18 protein-coding genes are annotated in these 16788 nt (G+C 63.9%); 8 read left to right on the top strand and 10 right to left on the bottom strand.

Annotated elements, in window-relative coordinates; genetic code table 11:
* Window positions 1–218: 218 nt before the first annotated feature.
* The 4 genes from K5L49_RS09250 (at window position 219) to K5L49_RS20655 (ending at window position 2212) form a co-directional block, all read left to right on the top strand.
* A complete protein-coding gene (locus K5L49_RS09250; protein WP_223692182.1) occupies window positions 219–824 on the top strand; it encodes a hypothetical protein in 606 nt (201 codons plus the stop codon).
* Window positions 825–917: 93 nt separating this feature from the next.
* A complete protein-coding gene (locus K5L49_RS09245; RefSeq protein WP_223692181.1) occupies window positions 918–1475 on the top strand; it encodes a hypothetical protein in 558 nt (185 codons plus the stop codon).
* 155 nt (window positions 1476–1630) lie between these two features.
* Window positions 1631–1972 carry a hypothetical protein gene (locus tag K5L49_RS09240; protein WP_223692179.1) on the top strand — a complete coding sequence of 114 codons (342 nt, stop codon included), beginning with the start codon at window positions 1631–1633 and terminating at the stop codon, window positions 1970–1972.
* A gap of 3 nt (window positions 1973–1975) precedes the next feature.
* Window positions 1976–2212, top strand: a complete 237-nt coding sequence (locus K5L49_RS20655) for a PLDc N-terminal domain-containing protein (RefSeq protein ID WP_223692178.1) — start codon at window positions 1976–1978, stop codon at window positions 2210–2212.
* 93 nt (window positions 2213–2305) lie between these two features.
* Here K5L49_RS20655 and K5L49_RS09230 read toward each other — a convergent pair whose 3' ends face one another.
* Window positions 2306–2980 carry a hypothetical protein gene (locus K5L49_RS09230; RefSeq protein ID WP_223692176.1) on the bottom strand — a complete coding sequence of 225 codons (675 nt, stop codon included), beginning with the start codon at window positions 2978–2980 and terminating at the stop codon, window positions 2306–2308.
* 567 nt (window positions 2981–3547) lie between these two features.
* On the opposite strand from K5L49_RS09230, the gene K5L49_RS09225 reads away from it, so the two are divergent.
* The gene (locus K5L49_RS09225; protein ID WP_223692174.1) at window positions 3548–3931 is read left to right on the top strand and encodes a hypothetical protein; all 384 of its coding nucleotides are present in this window, start codon (window positions 3548–3550) and stop codon (window positions 3929–3931) included.
* Here K5L49_RS09225 and K5L49_RS09220 read toward each other — a convergent pair.
* The 3 genes from K5L49_RS09220 to K5L49_RS09210 form a co-directional block, all read right to left on the bottom strand.
* Window positions 3924–5087, bottom strand: coding sequence for a plasmid recombination protein (locus K5L49_RS09220; protein WP_223692172.1), 1164 nt, complete (start codon window positions 5085–5087; stop codon window positions 3924–3926). The genes K5L49_RS09225 and K5L49_RS09220 overlap by 8 nt on opposite strands.
* 366 nt (window positions 5088–5453) lie before the next feature.
* The gene (locus K5L49_RS20430; RefSeq protein WP_223692171.1) at window positions 5454–7040 is read right to left on the bottom strand and encodes a hypothetical protein; all 1587 of its coding nucleotides are present in this window, start codon (window positions 7038–7040) and stop codon (window positions 5454–5456) included.
* Window positions 7041–7180: 140 nt separating this feature from the next.
* Entirely contained in the window at window positions 7181–7408 is a 228-nt protein-coding gene (locus K5L49_RS09210) for a helix-turn-helix transcriptional regulator (RefSeq protein ID WP_223692169.1), read from the bottom strand.
* A 192-nt stretch (window positions 7409–7600) separates the two neighbouring features.
* Here K5L49_RS09210 and K5L49_RS09205 point away from each other — a divergent pair, with 192 nt between their 5' ends.
* Both K5L49_RS09205 and K5L49_RS09200 read left to right on the top strand, forming a co-directional pair.
* The gene (locus K5L49_RS09205; RefSeq protein WP_223692167.1) at window positions 7601–8692 is read left to right on the top strand and encodes a tyrosine-type recombinase/integrase; all 1092 of its coding nucleotides are present in this window, start codon (window positions 7601–7603) and stop codon (window positions 8690–8692) included.
* Between the two features lie 417 nt (window positions 8693–9109).
* The gene (locus K5L49_RS09200) at window positions 9110–9892 is read left to right on the top strand and encodes a CPBP family intramembrane glutamic endopeptidase (RefSeq protein WP_223692165.1); all 783 of its coding nucleotides are present in this window, start codon (window positions 9110–9112) and stop codon (window positions 9890–9892) included.
* A gap of 232 nt (window positions 9893–10124) precedes the next feature.
* Here the strand turns inward: K5L49_RS09200 and K5L49_RS09195 are convergent, their stop codons facing one another.
* Genes K5L49_RS09195 through K5L49_RS09180 form a run of 4 tightly spaced genes read right to left on the bottom strand, consistent with a single transcriptional unit; the run spans window position 10125 to window position 13355 of the window.
* Window positions 10125–10967: a class I SAM-dependent methyltransferase gene (locus K5L49_RS09195; protein WP_223692164.1), complete on the bottom strand. Its 843-nt coding sequence runs from the start codon at window positions 10965–10967 to the stop codon at window positions 10125–10127.
* Window positions 10964–12175, bottom strand: coding sequence for an FAD-dependent oxidoreductase (locus K5L49_RS09190; protein ID WP_223692162.1), 1212 nt, complete (start codon window positions 12173–12175; stop codon window positions 10964–10966). The genes K5L49_RS09195 and K5L49_RS09190 overlap by 4 nt, the downstream gene beginning before the upstream one ends.
* The gene (locus tag K5L49_RS09185) at window positions 12172–12657 is read right to left on the bottom strand and encodes an anthrone oxygenase family protein (protein WP_223692160.1); all 486 of its coding nucleotides are present in this window, start codon (window positions 12655–12657) and stop codon (window positions 12172–12174) included. Before K5L49_RS09185 ends, K5L49_RS09190 begins: the two co-directional genes overlap by 4 nt.
* A complete protein-coding gene (locus tag K5L49_RS09180) occupies window positions 12654–13355 on the bottom strand; it encodes an NAD(P)-dependent oxidoreductase (RefSeq protein ID WP_223692159.1) in 702 nt (233 codons plus the stop codon). Before K5L49_RS09180 ends, K5L49_RS09185 begins: the two co-directional genes overlap by 4 nt.
* 181 nt (window positions 13356–13536) lie before the next feature.
* Here K5L49_RS09180 and K5L49_RS09175 point away from each other — a divergent pair, with 181 nt between their 5' ends.
* Window positions 13537–13902, top strand: a complete 366-nt coding sequence (locus tag K5L49_RS09175; RefSeq protein ID WP_223692157.1) for a MarR family winged helix-turn-helix transcriptional regulator — start codon at window positions 13537–13539, stop codon at window positions 13900–13902.
* Window positions 13903–13996: 94 nt separating this feature from the next.
* Here the strand turns inward: K5L49_RS09175 and K5L49_RS09170 are convergent, their stop codons facing one another.
* Both K5L49_RS09170 and K5L49_RS09165 read right to left on the bottom strand, forming a co-directional pair.
* Complete coding sequence (locus K5L49_RS09170; RefSeq protein WP_223692156.1) at window positions 13997–15499, bottom strand: carboxylesterase/lipase family protein; 1503 nt, start codon at window positions 15497–15499, stop codon at window positions 13997–13999.
* Window positions 15499–16782, bottom strand: a complete 1284-nt coding sequence (locus K5L49_RS09165; RefSeq protein ID WP_223692154.1) for an MFS transporter — start codon at window positions 16780–16782, stop codon at window positions 15499–15501. The genes K5L49_RS09170 and K5L49_RS09165 overlap by 1 nt, the downstream gene beginning before the upstream one ends.
* Window positions 16783–16788: the final 6 nt, after the last annotated feature.

The following is a 16788-nucleotide window of genomic DNA, read 5'->3' as shown; positions in this document are numbered from 1 at the left end:
ACCCTCTCAGCCAGCAGCGACGTCAAAGATTTTTGGGACCTGGTTGGCTTCAGAACGACGTGCGTCCTGCAAAGCATTCGATCGGACGTTCTGACAGGATTACGCCATGACCGAGCAGGACAGCAGTCCCCCGGGATCCCGGGTCACGTGGAAGCGCGGCAGGATGCTCTGCGGAGCCGCGCCTGGTGGCGCATCGCTGAGCGATTCGGAGGGGGATCATGACGAACTGGCGGCCGTACGTCATTTCGGCGTTGGTGGTGGTTGCCGGATTTGGGCTCTGGAGGATCTCGGTCGGCGTCTCCTCGGACCCTAACTCGGAGGACCCGTGGGGTGCGTGGGATGCCGTCGTGATCTCTGCCGGGCTTCTCGCCATCGGCGGGATCATCTTCATCCTCCGGTGGAAGCGTCGTAAGCCGGCTACTGGCGAAGCGTTTGTGCCGGCGCCGCGCGGCACCTTCGATGATCGGGCGTCCCGCTTCGGCACACCCACCGCCATCCGCTGGAGGCGGTGGCAGGCGATCGGATGGGTCAGCTTCGCGGTGTTCGAGCTTGCCGTCATTGTCGGATTCATCCTGGCGATTGTCTTCAACACGAGTGGCAATGGGGCCGCGTTCAACGCGACCGTTGTCACTGCCGGCCTTGGCATCGCAATCGGGTGGGCAGGACTTCTGTGGGCCCGGCAACACGGGAGATACGCGATGGCTGGTGAACTTCTGACTCAGCTAAGGAAGCAAGACCCGCGGGCGACTCTTCCGATTGCTCTGGCCATGCTTCACAAACCCGTGCTGTACGACCGGTGGACGGCGAAGTTTGGACACGAATGATCGATATGTTCGCCCGAGCCACACCAACGGCGGCTGGCGTGGATAGGTGTGGTTCGTCAATCGACAGCGCGTGGCAGGGGAAAGAGGCATCAGTTGGAAGATCTGAGCGAGATCATCGGTGACGACAAGGTTCTCGAGCTGACGTTCAGTAGTCGTTACGGTCAGCTGGAGACTGAACTCTGGCACGCGACTTTCAAACGCTGGGACCTCGGTGACGACGAGGACGGGAGCGAGACTGTGCTCGCGACGGCCCGACTGGCGCGCGTGAACCTCCACGGGGAGTGGCTCGACTCGCTGGACGCAGAGAGCGGCAGCCTGGAGGCTGCCGGCGGCGCTTTCCTGGACCGTGATCGCGTCGCCGAGGTCGACGAGGACTCACTGTTCGCCGAGAGCCTGGTGATAATCGACTTCGTCGAAGTACTCGAGGAGCACCGCGGATCTCGCGTCAGCCACGACTTTGTCCGCGGCATTGGCCGGATCTTCCGCAGTGACATCGTCGCTCTGATCCCAGCGAGCATCTCGCATGACGACTCGGATGAGCTCGTCGTGGACATCGTGAAGTTCGAGGGCCTCCGCCGCCATTGGGAGCGTGCCGGCTTCGTTCGCGTCCCTGACACCGACGTGATGATGCTGCCGTTCGGCAAGCGGTAGGCACACGTGCCCGAGGGGTTGGCTCCGGAGCCACGACCTGGTCCCGGCATCGGATCTGCTCGTGAGCGAGGAGTCTGAGGCTCCTCATGGCGACCCAGTAATTCCTGCCGAACGCAACCCAGATCCACTATGTTTTGGACAAGGGGGTAACTCTGATGAGCGCACTGACGAACGAGTTCGAGCAGTCCCAGCGCCGCCGTCGGCGGGTCGCATGGCTGGTGGTGTTTGCATGCGTGGCCGGCCTCGGGACATGGCTCACCGGACCCATCGGCGTGATCATGGCGTCGACGGGGAACGCCGCCGGCTGGGCGCTTCTCGCTACCGGTGTCGTGTTGCTCGCAGTGACGGTCCTTGCGATCGTCGTGGCCGTGCGTCTCCGAGTGGTGCCACAGAGCCTGCCGGGTGCGGCGAACCCGCACTTCGACGAGCCGCAGCCGTCACCGGATCCGCGCGGAGGCTTCTCCATGAACGGCTCCCAGATCGGCGGAAGGATCTGAGACATGCCCAGCGACCCAGTATTGCCAAGCGGATTCGAGTTCTTCGGACCAGCTATTCTCATCCTCTGGGCGGCGCTGACGATTACCGCCCTCGTTTCGCTCACAAGATCGAGGTCGCTAACGGGAGCGCAGCATGTTATTTGGACCGTGGCGGTACTCGTGATTCCGGTGATTGGGGCTTCTGGCTGGCTCATTAAGTCCGCGCTACAACGCGCGCATCGATCGGAACTGCCCAGCTGAGCGACGCCTGCTTTAAAGCCCTACCTAGATCTCCACGATGGATTATGAAGGTAGGCACATCGCCGTTGGCCCATGTGACCCGCCGTCGGCCACTTACTCGTCGACGGCGTCCTGGATAAACGATTCGATAGCCGATCGCACTTGGACGTGGCGATCGTTGCGGATGGCCATGACCGGTGTGGATTGGCCGAGTCGAGCGTTGCCACCGACGAACCACCGTCGCGCGACATCAGGGCCTTCGCTGGCTTCCAACAAATTCCACATCGCGTATGCGAACTTCAACCTCTTCCATTCGACAGGCGTGAGTCTTACGCCACCGTGACTTGCCGAGTTATGTTGCCGCCTCACGCTCTCTGCTCCCAAAAGAGCCGAGACCAGCGTGGGTCCGAGCGCGTCGCTGAGCTCGCAAAAGACCGTGCGTTGGTGAGTATGAGACAGCATATGGAACCGTCGTCCGACTTGAAGGCTCCGCTCAACTCCCGTGCTCCACCTGACCATCCCTTGACGGTGCCATTCGATCGCGGTGTGCAGTCGAAAGCCGCTGACCGCGCGCCGGCGCTCGATGTATTCCATTCCGTCCGGGAATTGCCCCGGAAGGCCATTCGTATCGGGTAGTAGCTGGAGGAAGAGTTCGCCGAATGTCGGGCCGTGTGATGTTCGTGCACGCACGTCCGCGATGACAATCGCCGCGGCCAATGCCCACTCGCCTGCAGACCCTTCGCCGGTGAACTCTTCGAACTGATACTTCCAGCTTGCTGGGGGCGGCACTGAGACAGATCGCCACCAAATTGGATAAGAATTGGGCGGCATTCAATCATCGCCATCGTCGGGAACGCCGAACAAGTTGTGAGCTGCTTGATCCTGCGCGAGAAAGACGCGAGCAACGTACTCAGTCAGATTGTGTTGTTCCGCTACTGACAGGGCGTCCCAACCGCGACCTCGCCGACCGGTCGCCCACGGTTGTTGATCTGCCAGGCACCGAGCTGTCTCATCGACCAACTTCAGCCTGAACTCAGGCCAGACATCGCGCCAAGACGACTCAGGCATGGGTGCTGCTATCTACAGAACCAATTCGACCGTTGGCGCTGATGGGAATGGGATTAGATGGCGGCATGAGAGGCAAGCTAGACCCATTGCGACGAGGATGCGAGTCAGCTTCACCGAGCCAAATCGGACGGCGAACGCGGCTGGGTATCCCGATGTGCTCGGATACGAGCAGACCTGACGAATTGGGTAAGGCATCCAGGGGCTCGCGGTCATTCTGGCTTCCCAGATGATTAACAGTTCCGCTTCGGTTGGATCCCGTTGGCGCGTTCTTTGAGCCAGCATGGACCCATGAAGAATGATGACGATTGGCGCGGGCTTCACGCAAACGAAGCATCCGGAAGTCTTCCGATCGATCAGGTCGTGACGCAGCTTCGGGACCAACTCGGAATCCGTCTCGTGGCGTACATCGGGCGAGTCAGCACAACTGCAACGGCGACCGCCTGGGCAACCGGCCGAGACGTTCCCGACGTCGAAAACGCCACCAGACTGCGGACGGCCTTTCGTGCGCTGGGCATTCTTCTCCAACTCTGGGACCCGGTCACAATTCAATCTTGGTTCAAAGGAATGAACCCGCTCCTGAATGATGTATCGCCGGCGCGATTCATCAGGGAGTCGGCGCCGGACGCGGCCAGTGTCGTCGTTGACGCCGCCCGATCCGAAATGATCAACTGAGGTCAAGGTCCTCCTCTTTCTGACGCCGGCGTGGTCCTCGGAACGGCCCTCGGTCTCCATCGATGAGCAGCTTCACCTCGCTACGCGTGGCCCTTGCCTTCTCTGCGGCTGCATCGAAGTACTCGCGAGCTGGCTTCCCTCCGAATTTCGCTTTGTCGAGCCAACGCTCGATGTCCGGAGGGATCTGTTGCAGTCGCTCATTCGTCGCCCGGAGTTGATCGCGCTCGAGCTCCGCCTCCTTTCGCTCTCGCTCCGCAGCAAGCCGCGCGCTCCGCGCGCTTCGCTCTGCTTCGTGCGCCGCATCGATCGCCTGAGCTGCCTCCGCGCGCGTAGCCGCGAGCTCGAGCTCCCTCGCCGAGATGCCGGACTCTCGTCGGTCAAGGTTGGACTCCCTGTTCTTGAGACTGACGCGAAGGGTCTCGTAGGTCGCCTTTTCGTCCTCGACGTCATCGGCGGCATCGCGTAGCCGGTCGGCTTTTGCCTGGAACTCGCTACTGCTGAGGTGTTCCTTCGAGCGTTCCGTGACACCGAACTCGACGTCGTAGCCGGCGGCATCCATATGTTCGCGCAATTCCTTGTGCTGTCGTGCCAAGTCCCACGGCCCTGGGAAGAAATCCTTCTGCGAGAGCCGTGCGTCCTCGGTGACAGGTGTCACCAGAACCTGGAGCTGAGGGCTGTACTCGTCGAGATGCAGGGAGAAGCCGACGATGTTCTGATGCCCCAGTTCCTCGCAGGCCCAAGCCATCGCAGCATTCATGTAGCCGATGGCTTCAGGGTTCATTCCGCGCTCGCGCCAATCAGGGTTGTGATCGTCGTACCACTTTGGGTCGAGCTGCAGAATGACGCCGCGAATCGGCTTTGCGTCCTTACGGAGGGTCCTCTTCACCGTCGCTAGGCGACTTTGCAGGTAGTCATCGAACTCATGGGATGGCGGTCGACCGTCGACCGACTGGAGTGCGCGGAAGCCGCCTGCGCCGTCGTTCACTCTTGTGAAATTGAAGCGCGTACGTTCCGGGACGATGTTCTTGTTGACGTGCGCGAACGGGAATCCTGCTTCTGAATCCACGTCCCGCGCTATGTGGCGAAAGAAGCTCTGCAAGTGTCCTCCTCCGAGTCCCACCTTGTGGGACACGTCGAACGTCATCGTGTAGCTCATGCTTCACCACGCTCGACGCTCATCGAGGGGTGCACCGACTTCGTCGTCGCACCCCTCGATGCCTTCGGCGACTCTCCCGAGGGGCTTCTGCTGCCGCGACTCCGACCACCACCCCAGTGCTCCTTCCGGAGGGTGATGGTCTCCTTCGCGGCAGCAGAAGGTGTAGCCCCATACACTTTGATCTCGCTCCGCTCTTCAAAGTTCCTGGTGCCCTGCGGGGCGCCGACGCGCGTTGCGTGTCGAGGGCACCGGGAACGGTGCCCTGCTACCCGGTCACGCTGGTCGCTTGACCGAGCGTCGGCTGCCAATCGCTCCGCATTGAAGCAGCCACTGGGCAAACGGAAGGCCGCAACCGGCCCGGTCGAGTCAGCCTTGATAGATAGCCGACCCATCGCCACGCACCTCCCAGAGCTTCTTGGCCTCAAGTCGGGCTACTTCCTCGGCGGCCTCCGCGTCCAAAACCCTCCTGGCTTTGTCGGCCGCCATCTCGTCACCTGTGAGAGCAGTAACCGTGTCGAGCTCTGCGATCGCGTCGGCCGCGAGCATGGAGCCTTTAGGGCGGACGTCTTGGTGTGATGCGATCATCCCGCCGAGTACCCTTTCGCCAAGGGCAATGCGGAACTCGTCCTTTCCCTTCTCGGACTCGATGGAGTCCAGGGTTTTAGCGATCCGTCGCATGCTGCACTTCATCGTGAAGAGCTGTTGGAATTGGCGATACTCGTCCGTTCCGTCAAAGAATCCCTTATTCGCGTAGAACTCGAACGTCTCGGGCGTCACCTCCGCGACAAAGGGGAATCGTCTGAATGCCTGACGGTCGTCCTCCGCTTCGTGAGCGACTCCGTCGGGGCCTTGGTAGCTCCCAGCGAGGTCGGTCAGAAACTGCTCGTACGGCACCACCCCGGTGACGATATTGACGGACTGGACCATGCGGACAGCCCCATTCTTGATATTCACATCAGCCCTTCCGGGCGACGTATCAAATGCCCGCCAAACCGACGTGCGGCTCCCGAAACCGAAGATCAGGTCTTTGGGTCGGTAGTCGTCAAGGATCATGACCGGTTGACCCCCATAGTTCTGGGCCATCACCTTCGGATCGCCGGCGTCGAAGTAGCATTCCTCTGCGTCAAGGTGCGGGTAGAGAGCCCGCGCGAACATGCGTGCGAGCGTGGACTTCCCGGCGCCTGACTGGCCGAACACGTAGTAGTTGACTCGGACGCTCGGCGGTGGGCTCGACAACATGAAATCGCGTCGAAGGTCGTGGAACTTTCGCAGGTTCCGCGCGTACTCCAGCGGGTGCTCCTGGCGCACCTGACGCAAAGTCAGCTCCCCGTGCATGACATCGAGATAGAGGGCATCGAGCTTCTTCGAGCTGCGGATCTTGGTACCGGTGGACCGTCCAGCGACGTGCTCATCGACTTCTTCGCGAAATTCGAAGTTTGCCTGGACCTCAGAATCGTCGTAGCGGTACTTGCCGAGCGCTGTCTGCTTCGAATGTTCGTGTGTCAGGTACTCGACCAGGTCGAGGAAAACGCCGTGCCCCTTCTTCACCTTGATGAAATTCGGGGACAAGCCGTACGCCCGCGCTACGGAACCAAGCCGCGTCTCATTCTTTCGCTCCTCGACGATGTGGACGTGCGATGGCTTGGGTTGGCCGACGACAGCGCGAGGATTCTTCTCGAGATCCTCAGCCGTATAGGGATCCTTGTCATGGCTGATCCATGCGGTGCGGAGGTTGCCCTTGCGCGCGACGACTTCGGCGACCTTTGCCGGAGTGATGATGACATCGCCTGAATCGGGATGCGCCCAGTCAGTCGTGATCATGAAGACCCGACCCTTCAAGCTTTCGGCATAGTGCCATGGACCACCCGGGGCGTACGGATCGGAATTGAGCGAGGCGGAGTTGTCGGACGCAGCGAGATCGGTCGGGAGAGCAACATTCGCGTTGAAATCCACAGTTTCCACAGTCGGTTGGGCGGGGGGCACAAGCACAGTGCCCCCCGCCTGGAATCCGCTCGAATTCGTGGTGGTCAGAGGATCGGAGAGAGTGGAATCCACAGTTTCCACAGCGACGTCCGTGACGGCTACGCGACCCATCAGCGCACCTCCTCGGAGGTGCTCGCGTGCTCCTGGCTCAGCAGCCATTCGTCGACGGCTTCAGGTCGATAGAGCGGCGTGCGGCCTACGCGAATGAACTTGGGGCCGCGGCCGGTGATGCGCCATTCGCTCAGGTTGCGCTCGGTGGTGTACAGCCGCTTCGCCAGAGTGGCCGAGCTGAGGAGCGAGTCGAGTACAGCGGTGCTGGTATTGGTGGATGTTGACATAGGGATTCCTCGAAGTGATTACCTTCGAGGGACCTACTTAGCCGAACCCGTTAGCGGTTGCTTGGCGTATCCACACGTTCGGGTCGTTGTTGACCCTGGCCCTTTTACATCATTCAGGCGTGCGGCAACTATACACAGAACAACCCGTAAGCTCACAACTGATCACCAGAATCGATACCCAAGGGGAGCTACGTGGGCACAGTCAAGCCGTACAGCACGAAAACTAAGGGGCGGCTGTACGAGGTTTGGTATACGAAGCCTGACGGCACTCGCGGACATGACCGAGGCTTCAAGTTGAAGCGTGACGCAGAGGCACACCTCGCCACTGTCGAGGTCTCAAAACTTCGAGGTGCGTATGTCGATCGGGCCGACGCTCGAGCAACCATCGCTCAGCTTGGTGCGGAGTGGGTTGACCGCCATAGGGCGAAGGTAACCGAGAGCAGCTTTCACTCGGTGGAGAGTGCATGGCGCGTGCACGTCTTGCCGCGGTGGGGAGACTACCCGGTCGGCGCAATCACCAAACGCGATGTCCAGATTTGGCTGACAGAGCTTGGCGAGCGACGCTCGCACACCACGGTAGGGCGCGCACGTGACTTGCTCGCCGGCATCTTTGACGATGCGATCGAGGACAACCGTGTGACGAAGAACCCGTCGCGGGGCATCACGATCAAGAAGAAGCCCATCCCTGACGAAGTCTTCCTGACTCACTCGCAGGTAGAGGCACTGGCTTCCACGTCGATCCACCCGACGATCGTGCGGTTCCTTGCGTACACCGGGCTGAGGTGGGGTGAGGCGACGGCGCTTCGCGTGCGAAATGTCGATCTTGCTCGGCGGCGAGTGAACATCCGTGAGGCTGTTGCCGAGGTCAATTATCGGCAGATCCTGGGTGGCGTGAAGACGCATGAGCGGCGGACCATCGCCTACCCGGATTTCCTAGATGCGGAAGTCGCCGCCGCCTGCGAAGGCAAGGCCCCGGACGACCGACTATGGCCCGCCGAGGACGGTACCTTCCTGAGAGGTGGGCACGCCTACGAAGGGTGGTTCGCCGGCGCTGTGAGGCGTTGCATGAAGGTCGATCCCGATTTTCGCCGGGTCACACCCCATGACTTGAGACACACGGCTGCCTCGCTCGCGATCAGCGCGGGCGCGAACGTCAAAGTGGTTCAGCGTATGCTCGGCCACAAGTCGGCGAAGGTCACCCTCGACACATATGCGGCCCTCTTCCCGGACGACTTGGACAACGTGACTGATGCTCTGAGTCGCCAGCGCGCCGAGCATCTCTGACTGCAGCGGCGTGGTGCAATTTGGTGCAGGAACACCTGTTGTGAGGTGTGAGCAAGCGTGAGCTGTCGGTCGATAGATCCGCATTTTTACGGGGCTCAGGGCTCAGATCGCCGAGGTGCTCAGTGGTGGTAAATGGGTTCAAATCCCACCGGTACCGCCAATTGAACGCCCCGGAATCCCTTGAAAACACTGGGATCCGGGGCGTTTCGCTTGGCGGCTCATAGTCGTTTGACGACATGTTGACTACATCTGAATTCGCACGAGCCGCATCCGGAGCGACTGCAACCGCGTACAGGTCACCATCGAAGAGGACTTGGGTCACCACGGCATGCGGTATTCTGCGGGGACCGTAAGCAGCGACGCACCAACTTCTTCTTCTTCGGCTGACCTCACCAACCCTTCGGAAAGGCCACATCTATGCGCGTACGCCCTCGTCTCTGGATCGGTTTCGCGATCTGGATCGGCTATGTCGTCGTGATCTTTCTGGTCACCAAGCTGATGGGCGTCCCGTACACGAGGATCGGCGCAACGGCAGAGGAGACCTGGAAGGGGGCGGTGGTCGACCTGGCAGTCGGCGCCGTCCTGCTGGTGATCACCACGTCGCTGCTGGGCTGGTGGCGCCCGGCGCTGTTCGAGCGAAAGCGCTCGCACCACAAATGGCCCATCTTCGTGCCGATCGTCTTGGCCATCGTGGCTCTGGTGAACATCTTCAGCACCGATTGGTCGAAGTTCGACGCATCCTTTGTCCTCGCGCTCGTCTCGCTCGGCATCCTGGTCGGCTTCAACGAGGAGATCATGGCCCGCGGTCTCGTGCTCACCGCATTCCGATCTCGTCTCCACGAAGGATGGGCGTGGTTCCTCTCCAGCGTCCTGTTCGGTGCGATGCATCTCATCAACGCTGCTTTGGGCGCGCCGCTCGGCGGCACGCTCGTGCAGGTCGCGGTCGCGTTCGCCTCCGGAACCGCGTTCTACATCGTGCGGCGGGTGACCGGGTCATTGATCTGGGCGATGCTCTTGCACGGCTTATGGGATGTCTCGGTGTTCGCGGTCGGCCATGCCCCACTCGGCGTGCCCTACGCCAGTTTCCTGGCACCCGTGGTCGGTGTGCTCGCGCTGGTGGTCGTGTACTGGGTGATCAAGGGGACCGACGAGAAGTCGGCGGATGTCGGGGATGGGATCACTCGGGCCCGACTCCAGTGATCGTTCGGCCCCGGACTGAGCGATGGTTTGACACGGTCGTGGCGGCGCCTCATACCGTGACGGCAGGTCATCGAGACCGTTTCGGTCGATGAAACCATCCCCTTCCGATGGGTGCCAGGAGCGTATGGAGGGGAGGAACTCTGGCAGCGGTGGGCGCGAGGCGGGTCGAGCCGGTTCTTGTCTCGCGGCGACTGCAAACCTCACGGCGTTCCCGTCTCGCTCGGTGAGTTGGTCAGAACGTGAACCGCAGAACGCCCATGTCGCTGCGATCTGCAAGTCGCGGAAACACGCTCATCACACGGATGCCTGTGCGTACCGACCTGGGCATCTTGTCGACGTACGCGGAGCGGCTGAGCATTGTCCGCTCCACCAGCCTGATGCGCGGGTGCCAGTTCTCGGGTTCATGCGGATCGTCGAATGCCGTTCCACAGGCGGTGTCGATGCCGAGGTCGCGGATGGCCTTGACCCGGGGCATCAGCGATCGGGCGAGAGTCGTGTAGCCGTTCATGATCAATTGGCCGCTCGGAGACCTGTCGACCAGTCGGTGGACCAGTTGTCGGGACGCCGCCGGTGGGAGGAATGGGAAGAAGCCGTCCGCCACAATCGCGAGCGGCCGGTCCCGGGGGATGGCGGAGAGCCATTCGGAGGAAACCGCATCCGATTCGAGCTCGCGATATTCGGCTGCCACCTCCGGCCGCTCTGGCAGACGTCGACGCACGGCCAGGATGCTCGGAAGGTCGAGGTCGAACCACATGGATCCGGCCGTGGGGTTCACCCGTTGCGCCCGATCGTCGAGCCCCGAACCGAGGTCGAGGACGACGCCGTCGGTGTGCGCTTCCAGGAAGGCGCGGCACGCATCGTCGATGATTCGGCCACGCGTCGCGACTGTGGAGCTCTCCTTGTGGGGTAACCCGAGGCCCTCCCACTCCACGGCCAACCGGTCCACGACCGTTCGGGACCATTGGTCGCCCAGGATCGGAGCCGGCTCGCTGGCGTCGCGTGCGCGCGCGAGCGCAGGCAGCAGGGCGGAGCGTTCCACCGGGGAGAGGTCGGCAGGAAGTGGGATGCGGTTCATCGAACGTCCTTCATCGGCGGGATAGGGCGCGGGAGCGGGCTGCGGTCGATGCCTGAGATCGATCGGACAAGAGCGCGGCGGATGCCGGGTTGCCGGGTGAGCAGGCGGATCGCGGTGTTGCGGAACAGGCGGGCGGGGCGTGTCCGAACGAGTGCGATCCTGGTGATGCGGTCGGTGAGTGCGACGACGGCTTCGGCGGCGTGGGTCCGCACTCGTTCATATTCGTCGAGCGCGTCCGTGTCGCCTGCCCGCGCCTCGGCGATCCTGCGTGCGAGCTCGAAGGCGTCGGCGATGCCGGTGTTCATGCCCTGACCGGCTGCGGGGCTGTGAACATGGGCGGCGTCGCCGCAGAGCAGGATGTTGCCCGCGCGGAATCGTCGGGCGATCTGATGGCTGATCCTGAACCGTGCGGACCACGCGGGTGCGTCCCGGGTGTTCGTGGTGATACCGCGGGTGCGGAGGAGGTCGTCGAGGTATGCCCGGTCGGGTTCGCGGGGAGTCTCCCGCCCTCGGGGTGCTGTCGCGACTATCCGGTGTCGACCCGATGGCAGGAGCCCGATCACTGTCACCCCGTGTGGGGAGAGGGTGATGCGCGCTTCGTCCGCCGGCATCGGGGACGGGGCGAGTTCGACATCCGCGAGGATGAAGTCTTCGTCGTAGGAGGCGCCGTCATACGGGATGCCGGCGTGCTCGCGGACGGTGCTGTTCTTGCCGTCGGCGCCGACCACGTATGCGGCGCTCGCCTCCCACGGCTCGTCGCTGTGGACGCGCGTGCCTTTGACCCGGTACGCCTCGCCGATCAGGCCGATGGTGTGGACGTGCACGCCGCGTATGACCCGCTGTCCGCGCTGTTCCAGCCGCGAGCTGAGTATCGCTTCCGTCTCGTTCTGCGGGATTCCGAGCGCGAAAGGGTATGGACTGTCGAGTTCGTCGAACGGAACCCTGGCCAGTCGTCGTCCGCCGTCGGCGAGCGTGACCGCCCTTGTGCGCACCCCGCGCTCGAGGAGCTCCTCGATCATGCCCATCTCGGCCAGGATCTCGATGGTCGCTGCGTGCATCAGTGCGGCACGGGATTCCTGCGCCGGTGCTGTTGCGGCGTCGACGATCAGGACGGTGAGCCCGAGATCCATCAGGCGCAGCGCCGCAACGAGTCCGCTCGGCCCAGCCCCGACGACGATCACGTCGACCGGGGAGCTCGCCCCGCTCATCGCCGGGTGCTTGCGGCAGCCGGACGTGGAAGCTGGGCGACGACCCCGAGCAGACCGAACGCCAGAACGGCTGCCACGGTGCGGACGGCGTGTCCGATTTGCCAGCGGTCCCGCGTCGCCGCCCAGTCGTGCGGTGGCGATGAGACACTCCAGCCGCCCTCCGCGAGGTTGATGGGCACGTTGACGACAAGGGTGACGACGAGGGCGACGAGCAGCAGCACGAGCGCACCGAGCGTCAGCCAGAAACGCAGGTCCTTGACACGGAGCTGCAGCGCGACGAGGGCGCCGGTGGTGATGATCGCCGGGATCAGGAGCGCGGAGGCGAGGACAGGCAGTGCGATCAGGGTCACCTGCTGGGTCTGGGCGTAGACGCTGCCGTCGAAGCGACGCAGCGACAGCTCGAACACGAGGACGCCCACGAGGAAGCCGGCGAACAGCCCGGTGAACCCGTCGCTGAGGAAGCGGAGGACTGGGCGAATCATGCTGCCGCCTTCTTCCCGCCACCCTCACGGAGGAGGAGCTGGAGGATGCGCGGCTTCTCCGCGACGGTGGCCACTGCACAGATCTTCCGCAGATACTCGTCCGACGACAGCTGGCGAAGCATCGCGTCGGCCAGGTCGGCGCGGGAGGTGAATGACGCGTTGAGGTAGCCCTCGGCCATTCGGTAGTCGGTGACCGACGAGGTCTCGAACAAGCCGTTGGGGCGCATGATGGTCCAATCGAGGTCACTGGCGCGGACCAGAGCCTCCATCCGCACCATGTCGGCGTAGACGGTGCGGCCGAAGTAGGAGACGATCGGGCCCGCCACCTTGTCGACGAAGAATCCGCCGTGCGGCCCGGCGCCGGGATCAGCGAGACTCGCGCTCACACAGACGAGACGCCGGACGTCATGCTCCGTCATCGACGCCATGATGTTTCGCACACCCTCGGAGTAGACGGTCACCGGCTGCTTGCCGTACGGCACTCCGAGACTGGAGAGAACCGCATCCTGACCCAGAACCGCCTCATCGACGGAGGCCGGGTCATGCACGTCCGCGCCGACGACGCGCAGTGTGTCGTTGCGCAGGGGGAACTCTTCAGGGCGGCGGGTCACCGCGGTCACCGAGTGCCCGGCCTCGAGCGCTCTTCTCGTGATCAACCTGCCGGTGGGGCCGTTCGCTCCGAACACGACGATCTTCATCGCAGTCTCCTTCCGCTATGCTGGTTCTAGAACTCGTATAATACGGAAACGGTAGCATATGAAAACCGAATGGTCACCCTCGGGGGAGCAGAGCAGGCGTGCCGACGCTGTCCGCGACGCGCTCCGGGACGTCCGTGTGCAACTGTCGGTTCTCAATCACCGAATCGGTGCGCGGGTTCAGGTGAGGGATACGGACTTCGATTGCCTCGACCTCATCTCGATCCACGGGCCGCTCAGTCCGACCGCTCTCGCAAAGCTCTCGGGGGCCCGTCCCGCGACGATGACCGGGATCCTCGACAGGCTCGAACGCGACGGTTGGATCGTTCGCGATCGGGACACCGTCGATCGACGTGCGGTGCTCATCCGGGTTCTCCCCGACCGCAACAGCGAGGTCCTCGGTCTGTACGCGGGGATGAACGCGCTCGTCGACGAGCTCTGCTCCGACTACGACGACACGCAGCTCGACGCAATCACCGCATTCCTCCGCCGTGTGAGTGACGCCGGTGTCGAAGCGACCACGGCGCTCACCGCCGCTGGAGAGGAGTAGGGGCCGACGAGCAAGGAACCCCTCCAACCGCTGTTTCTGGCTCTTGCGGTGAACGGCGTTGTCGTCGCTGGCGTCTTCGCGCTTGGGAGATGCCTCACGACGGTTGCGTGAGCCCGAATCCCGCCCGGGTCCAGAGGCTCCGCCGTTCGGCCAGAGGGTCGGAGATCACGAAGATCTGGTCGTCGAGGATGAGGGTTAATCGGTCCTCGTCGTCGTATCGCGGCCATCCCGGGTCGCGCCCGGACGCGAAGGCGCCCCACGCGGCGCCCATCCACTCGGCGAGGGCCTGTGGTGCGTCGTTGCCTGCAAAGCGACGCGCGGCGGGGGTGTCGAGCAGGTCGAAGACGAAGGGCAGCTCAAGGGAGTGACAGGCTCCCAGCTCTTTGCCCTCCGCCCCGGAACGGTAGGCGAACTCATACCGCCAGACCGCGCTCCTGGCTGCCGCCGCGTGCGCGAGGCGGTCGGTGGGAGCGCGGAACAATTCGTCGCCGAGCACGGCGGCCATGATGCTGCGTGGATCGGTCCATCGTTCCTGGGCGGCGTAGCCGGCAGCTGCCGCATCGGGGTCGGCATAGGCTCCCCGGAGAACAGCGAGAGCGTCCGTGGGCTCGAACTCCGGTCCGTCGATCAGTTCGGTGAACAGTCGTCCCTCCTCTCTGGCGGCGCCGAGGATGAGCGGCACGTCGGCGGAACGACCGGCCCTGATCGCATCCAGAGGCTGCTCGTCGAGGACTGAGCCGTCGACGACAGGGAGGAAGGCCGCGAGCTGGCCCCGATCTTCCAGCCTGCGGTCGAACTCGGCCTGGGCGAGGAGGATGTCCGCGACAGGAAGCGCCCGGAATGCGGCGAGGTCGGTGAGTTCGATACCCAGGATGCTCGCGAACTCCGTGGCGCGCTCGTCGGCCTCGGCGGCGTCGAGAAGCATTTCGCCGCTACCGCTCTGGAGGATCGCGCGCTGGAACAGGCCGCGCGATTCCGGAGCGGCGAGGTGCGCTGCGATGCTCACGGCGCCCGCAGACTGCCCGAACAGGGTCACCATATCGGGGTCGCCACCGAACGCTGCGATGTTCGCGCGCACCCAGCGCAGCGCCTCGATCTGGTCGAGGAGCCCGAGCGCACCGGAACCGGGCGCTCCCGGCAAGCGGAGGAAACCGAGAGCGCCGAGCCGATAGTTGAGCGTCACGACGACAACGTCACGGCGGGTGCTCAGACGCGCGCCGTCGTAGACGAGGTCCCCTCCGGAACCCCAGGAGAAGGCGCCGCCATGGATCCAGACGAGCACGGGGCGCCGGGGGCCCTCCACCCCGGGAGTCCAGACATTGACGGTGAGGCAGGTTGCTTCGTCTGTCTCGTAGTCGGGGAGGTCGAACATCTCGCGGCGGCCGAGATCCTCGGTCTGCGGTGCCGCGGGTCCGACCGCGTCCGCTGCCCGGATTCCACCCCAACCCGTGTGGGCGAGTGGTGGAGCGAACCGCCGCTTGCCGACGGGATCATGCGCATACGGAATCCCGAGGAACGCTGACCCGCCGGCGGACGGCACCCCCCGCACGGAGCCGGCCGTGGTGCGTACGATCCGATCCGTGGTGGGGTGCCGCATCAGACGAGCTTCCGCACCGGCACGATGGCGAGCGCGCCGGCGAGCGCGATCGCCGCGGCGACCGCGAAGAGTCCGGAGTAGCCGACCAGCGTGACGATGAGGGCTCCGAGCGAAGCGGAGAGAACCTGAGGGATGACCATCGACATGTTCATCAGCCCGAGATCTTTGCCCGCGTCGGCACGGACGGGAAGCACACGGTTGACGAGGGCGGTGTCGACGGCCATGTAGACGCCGAAGGCAAGCCCATTGATCACGGCGAAGATGTACATCGCGGTCATGGTCGGCTGAAGGAGCGGCACGACGAGCGACACCGCGAGTCCGAGCCCGGCAATGAGCACGAAGGTCTTCAGTCGACCGCCGCGGTCCGCAAACGGAGCGGCGATGAGGGAGCCCACGATGGAGGCCGCGCCATTGACGCTGAACAGGAGCGCACCCTGCCCGATCGCTTGGTCGGCGGGCAGGCCGATGTAGTCCTGCAGAGCGAACATGAGGAACGCGAAGAGAAGGAAGTAGCCCAACATGAGTAGCACCCGGGCGAGGAACACCCAGGCGAAGTCGGGGAACTGCCGCGGGCTCACCCAGAACGTGGACAGCAAGCCGCGAAGGCGGAACGGTTCCCGCGGAAGCGCGCGCGAGTCCGTGTCCGGGCTGATGATGACGAACGCGACCGCGACCACGACGACGAGGGCGGCGAGGATTGTGTAGCCTGCCGGTCCAGCGAGCTCGGGGAAGAAGACGAACATCAGCGACCCGAGGAGCACCCCGGCGTTCATTCCCGCTCCGACCAGCGAAGACACCAGGCCGATCCGGCGCACGGGGACGCGGTCGGGGACGATGGCGACGTATGCGGCTTGGAACGCGTTCAGCGTGAGTGTCGTGCCGGCCCAGCACAGCCCGAGGAGCACGACGGACGGCGCCGAAGCCTGCAGCAACAGCATCGCCCCGCCAGCGAGCGCGCCGCCGACGATCCACGGGCTGCGGCGGCCGAAGCGCGAGCGGGTGCGATCGGAAAGCCGTCCGAAGACGGGGTTGGCGACAGCTGCGGCAATCGTTCCGAGCACACTCGCCAGGGCGAGAGCGCCGACATCGGTGCTGCCGGTGAGAGCCTGCACCTGCACCGGCATGAGGATGCTCGGCACGGCGGTCCACACCACGAAGAGTGTCAGCATCACGATCGGGAGCGTGACGGCGAGACCACCGACAGCGGGACGTGCGTCTGGCACGAGGGGAACGGGTGGTGCGGTCTGGGTTGCGGGCGCAGCGGCGTCGTCGTTGATCACCATGGCGGT

The organism is Leifsonia poae, assembly GCF_020009625.1.
In the GTDB taxonomy this organism is placed as follows: domain Bacteria; phylum Actinomycetota; class Actinomycetes; order Actinomycetales; family Microbacteriaceae; genus Leifsonia; species Leifsonia poae_A.
Note: the sequence above shows the minus strand (reverse complement) of the source record. Positions and strands in the feature narration are given on the sequence as shown.

Excerpts from the sequence above, each read along its gene's own strand:
- K5L49_RS09210 (WP_223692169.1), bottom strand. The coding sequence starts at position 7,408 with ATGTCAACATCCACCAATACCAGCACCGCTGTACTCGACTCGCTCCTC.
- K5L49_RS09170 (WP_223692156.1), bottom strand. The coding sequence starts at position 15,499 with ATGCGGCACCCCACCACGGATCGGATCGTACGCACCACGGCCGGCTCC.
- K5L49_RS09185 (WP_223692160.1), bottom strand. The coding sequence starts at position 12,657 with ATGATTCGCCCAGTCCTCCGCTTCCTCAGCGACGGGTTCACCGGGCTG.
- K5L49_RS09195 (WP_223692164.1), bottom strand. The coding sequence starts at position 10,967 with ATGAACCGCATCCCACTTCCTGCCGACCTCTCCCCGGTGGAACGCTCC.
- K5L49_RS09190 (WP_223692162.1), bottom strand. The coding sequence starts at position 12,175 with ATGAGCGGGGCGAGCTCCCCGGTCGACGTGATCGTCGTCGGGGCTGGG.
- K5L49_RS09250 (WP_223692182.1), top strand. The coding sequence starts at position 219 with ATGACGAACTGGCGGCCGTACGTCATTTCGGCGTTGGTGGTGGTTGCC.
- K5L49_RS09165 (WP_223692154.1), bottom strand. The coding sequence starts at position 16,782 with ATGGTGATCAACGACGACGCCGCTGCGCCCGCAACCCAGACCGCACCA.
- K5L49_RS20655 (WP_223692178.1), top strand. The coding sequence starts at position 1,976 with ATGCCCAGCGACCCAGTATTGCCAAGCGGATTCGAGTTCTTCGGACCA.
- K5L49_RS09200 (WP_223692165.1), top strand. The coding sequence starts at position 9,110 with ATGCGCGTACGCCCTCGTCTCTGGATCGGTTTCGCGATCTGGATCGGC.
- K5L49_RS09180 (WP_223692159.1), bottom strand. The coding sequence starts at position 13,355 with ATGAAGATCGTCGTGTTCGGAGCGAACGGCCCCACCGGCAGGTTGATC.
- K5L49_RS09220 (WP_223692172.1), bottom strand. The coding sequence starts at position 5,087 with ATGAGCTACACGATGACGTTCGACGTGTCCCACAAGGTGGGACTCGGA.
- K5L49_RS09240 (WP_223692179.1), top strand. The coding sequence starts at position 1,631 with ATGAGCGCACTGACGAACGAGTTCGAGCAGTCCCAGCGCCGCCGTCGG.
- K5L49_RS09225 (WP_223692174.1), top strand. The coding sequence starts at position 3,548 with ATGAAGAATGATGACGATTGGCGCGGGCTTCACGCAAACGAAGCATCC.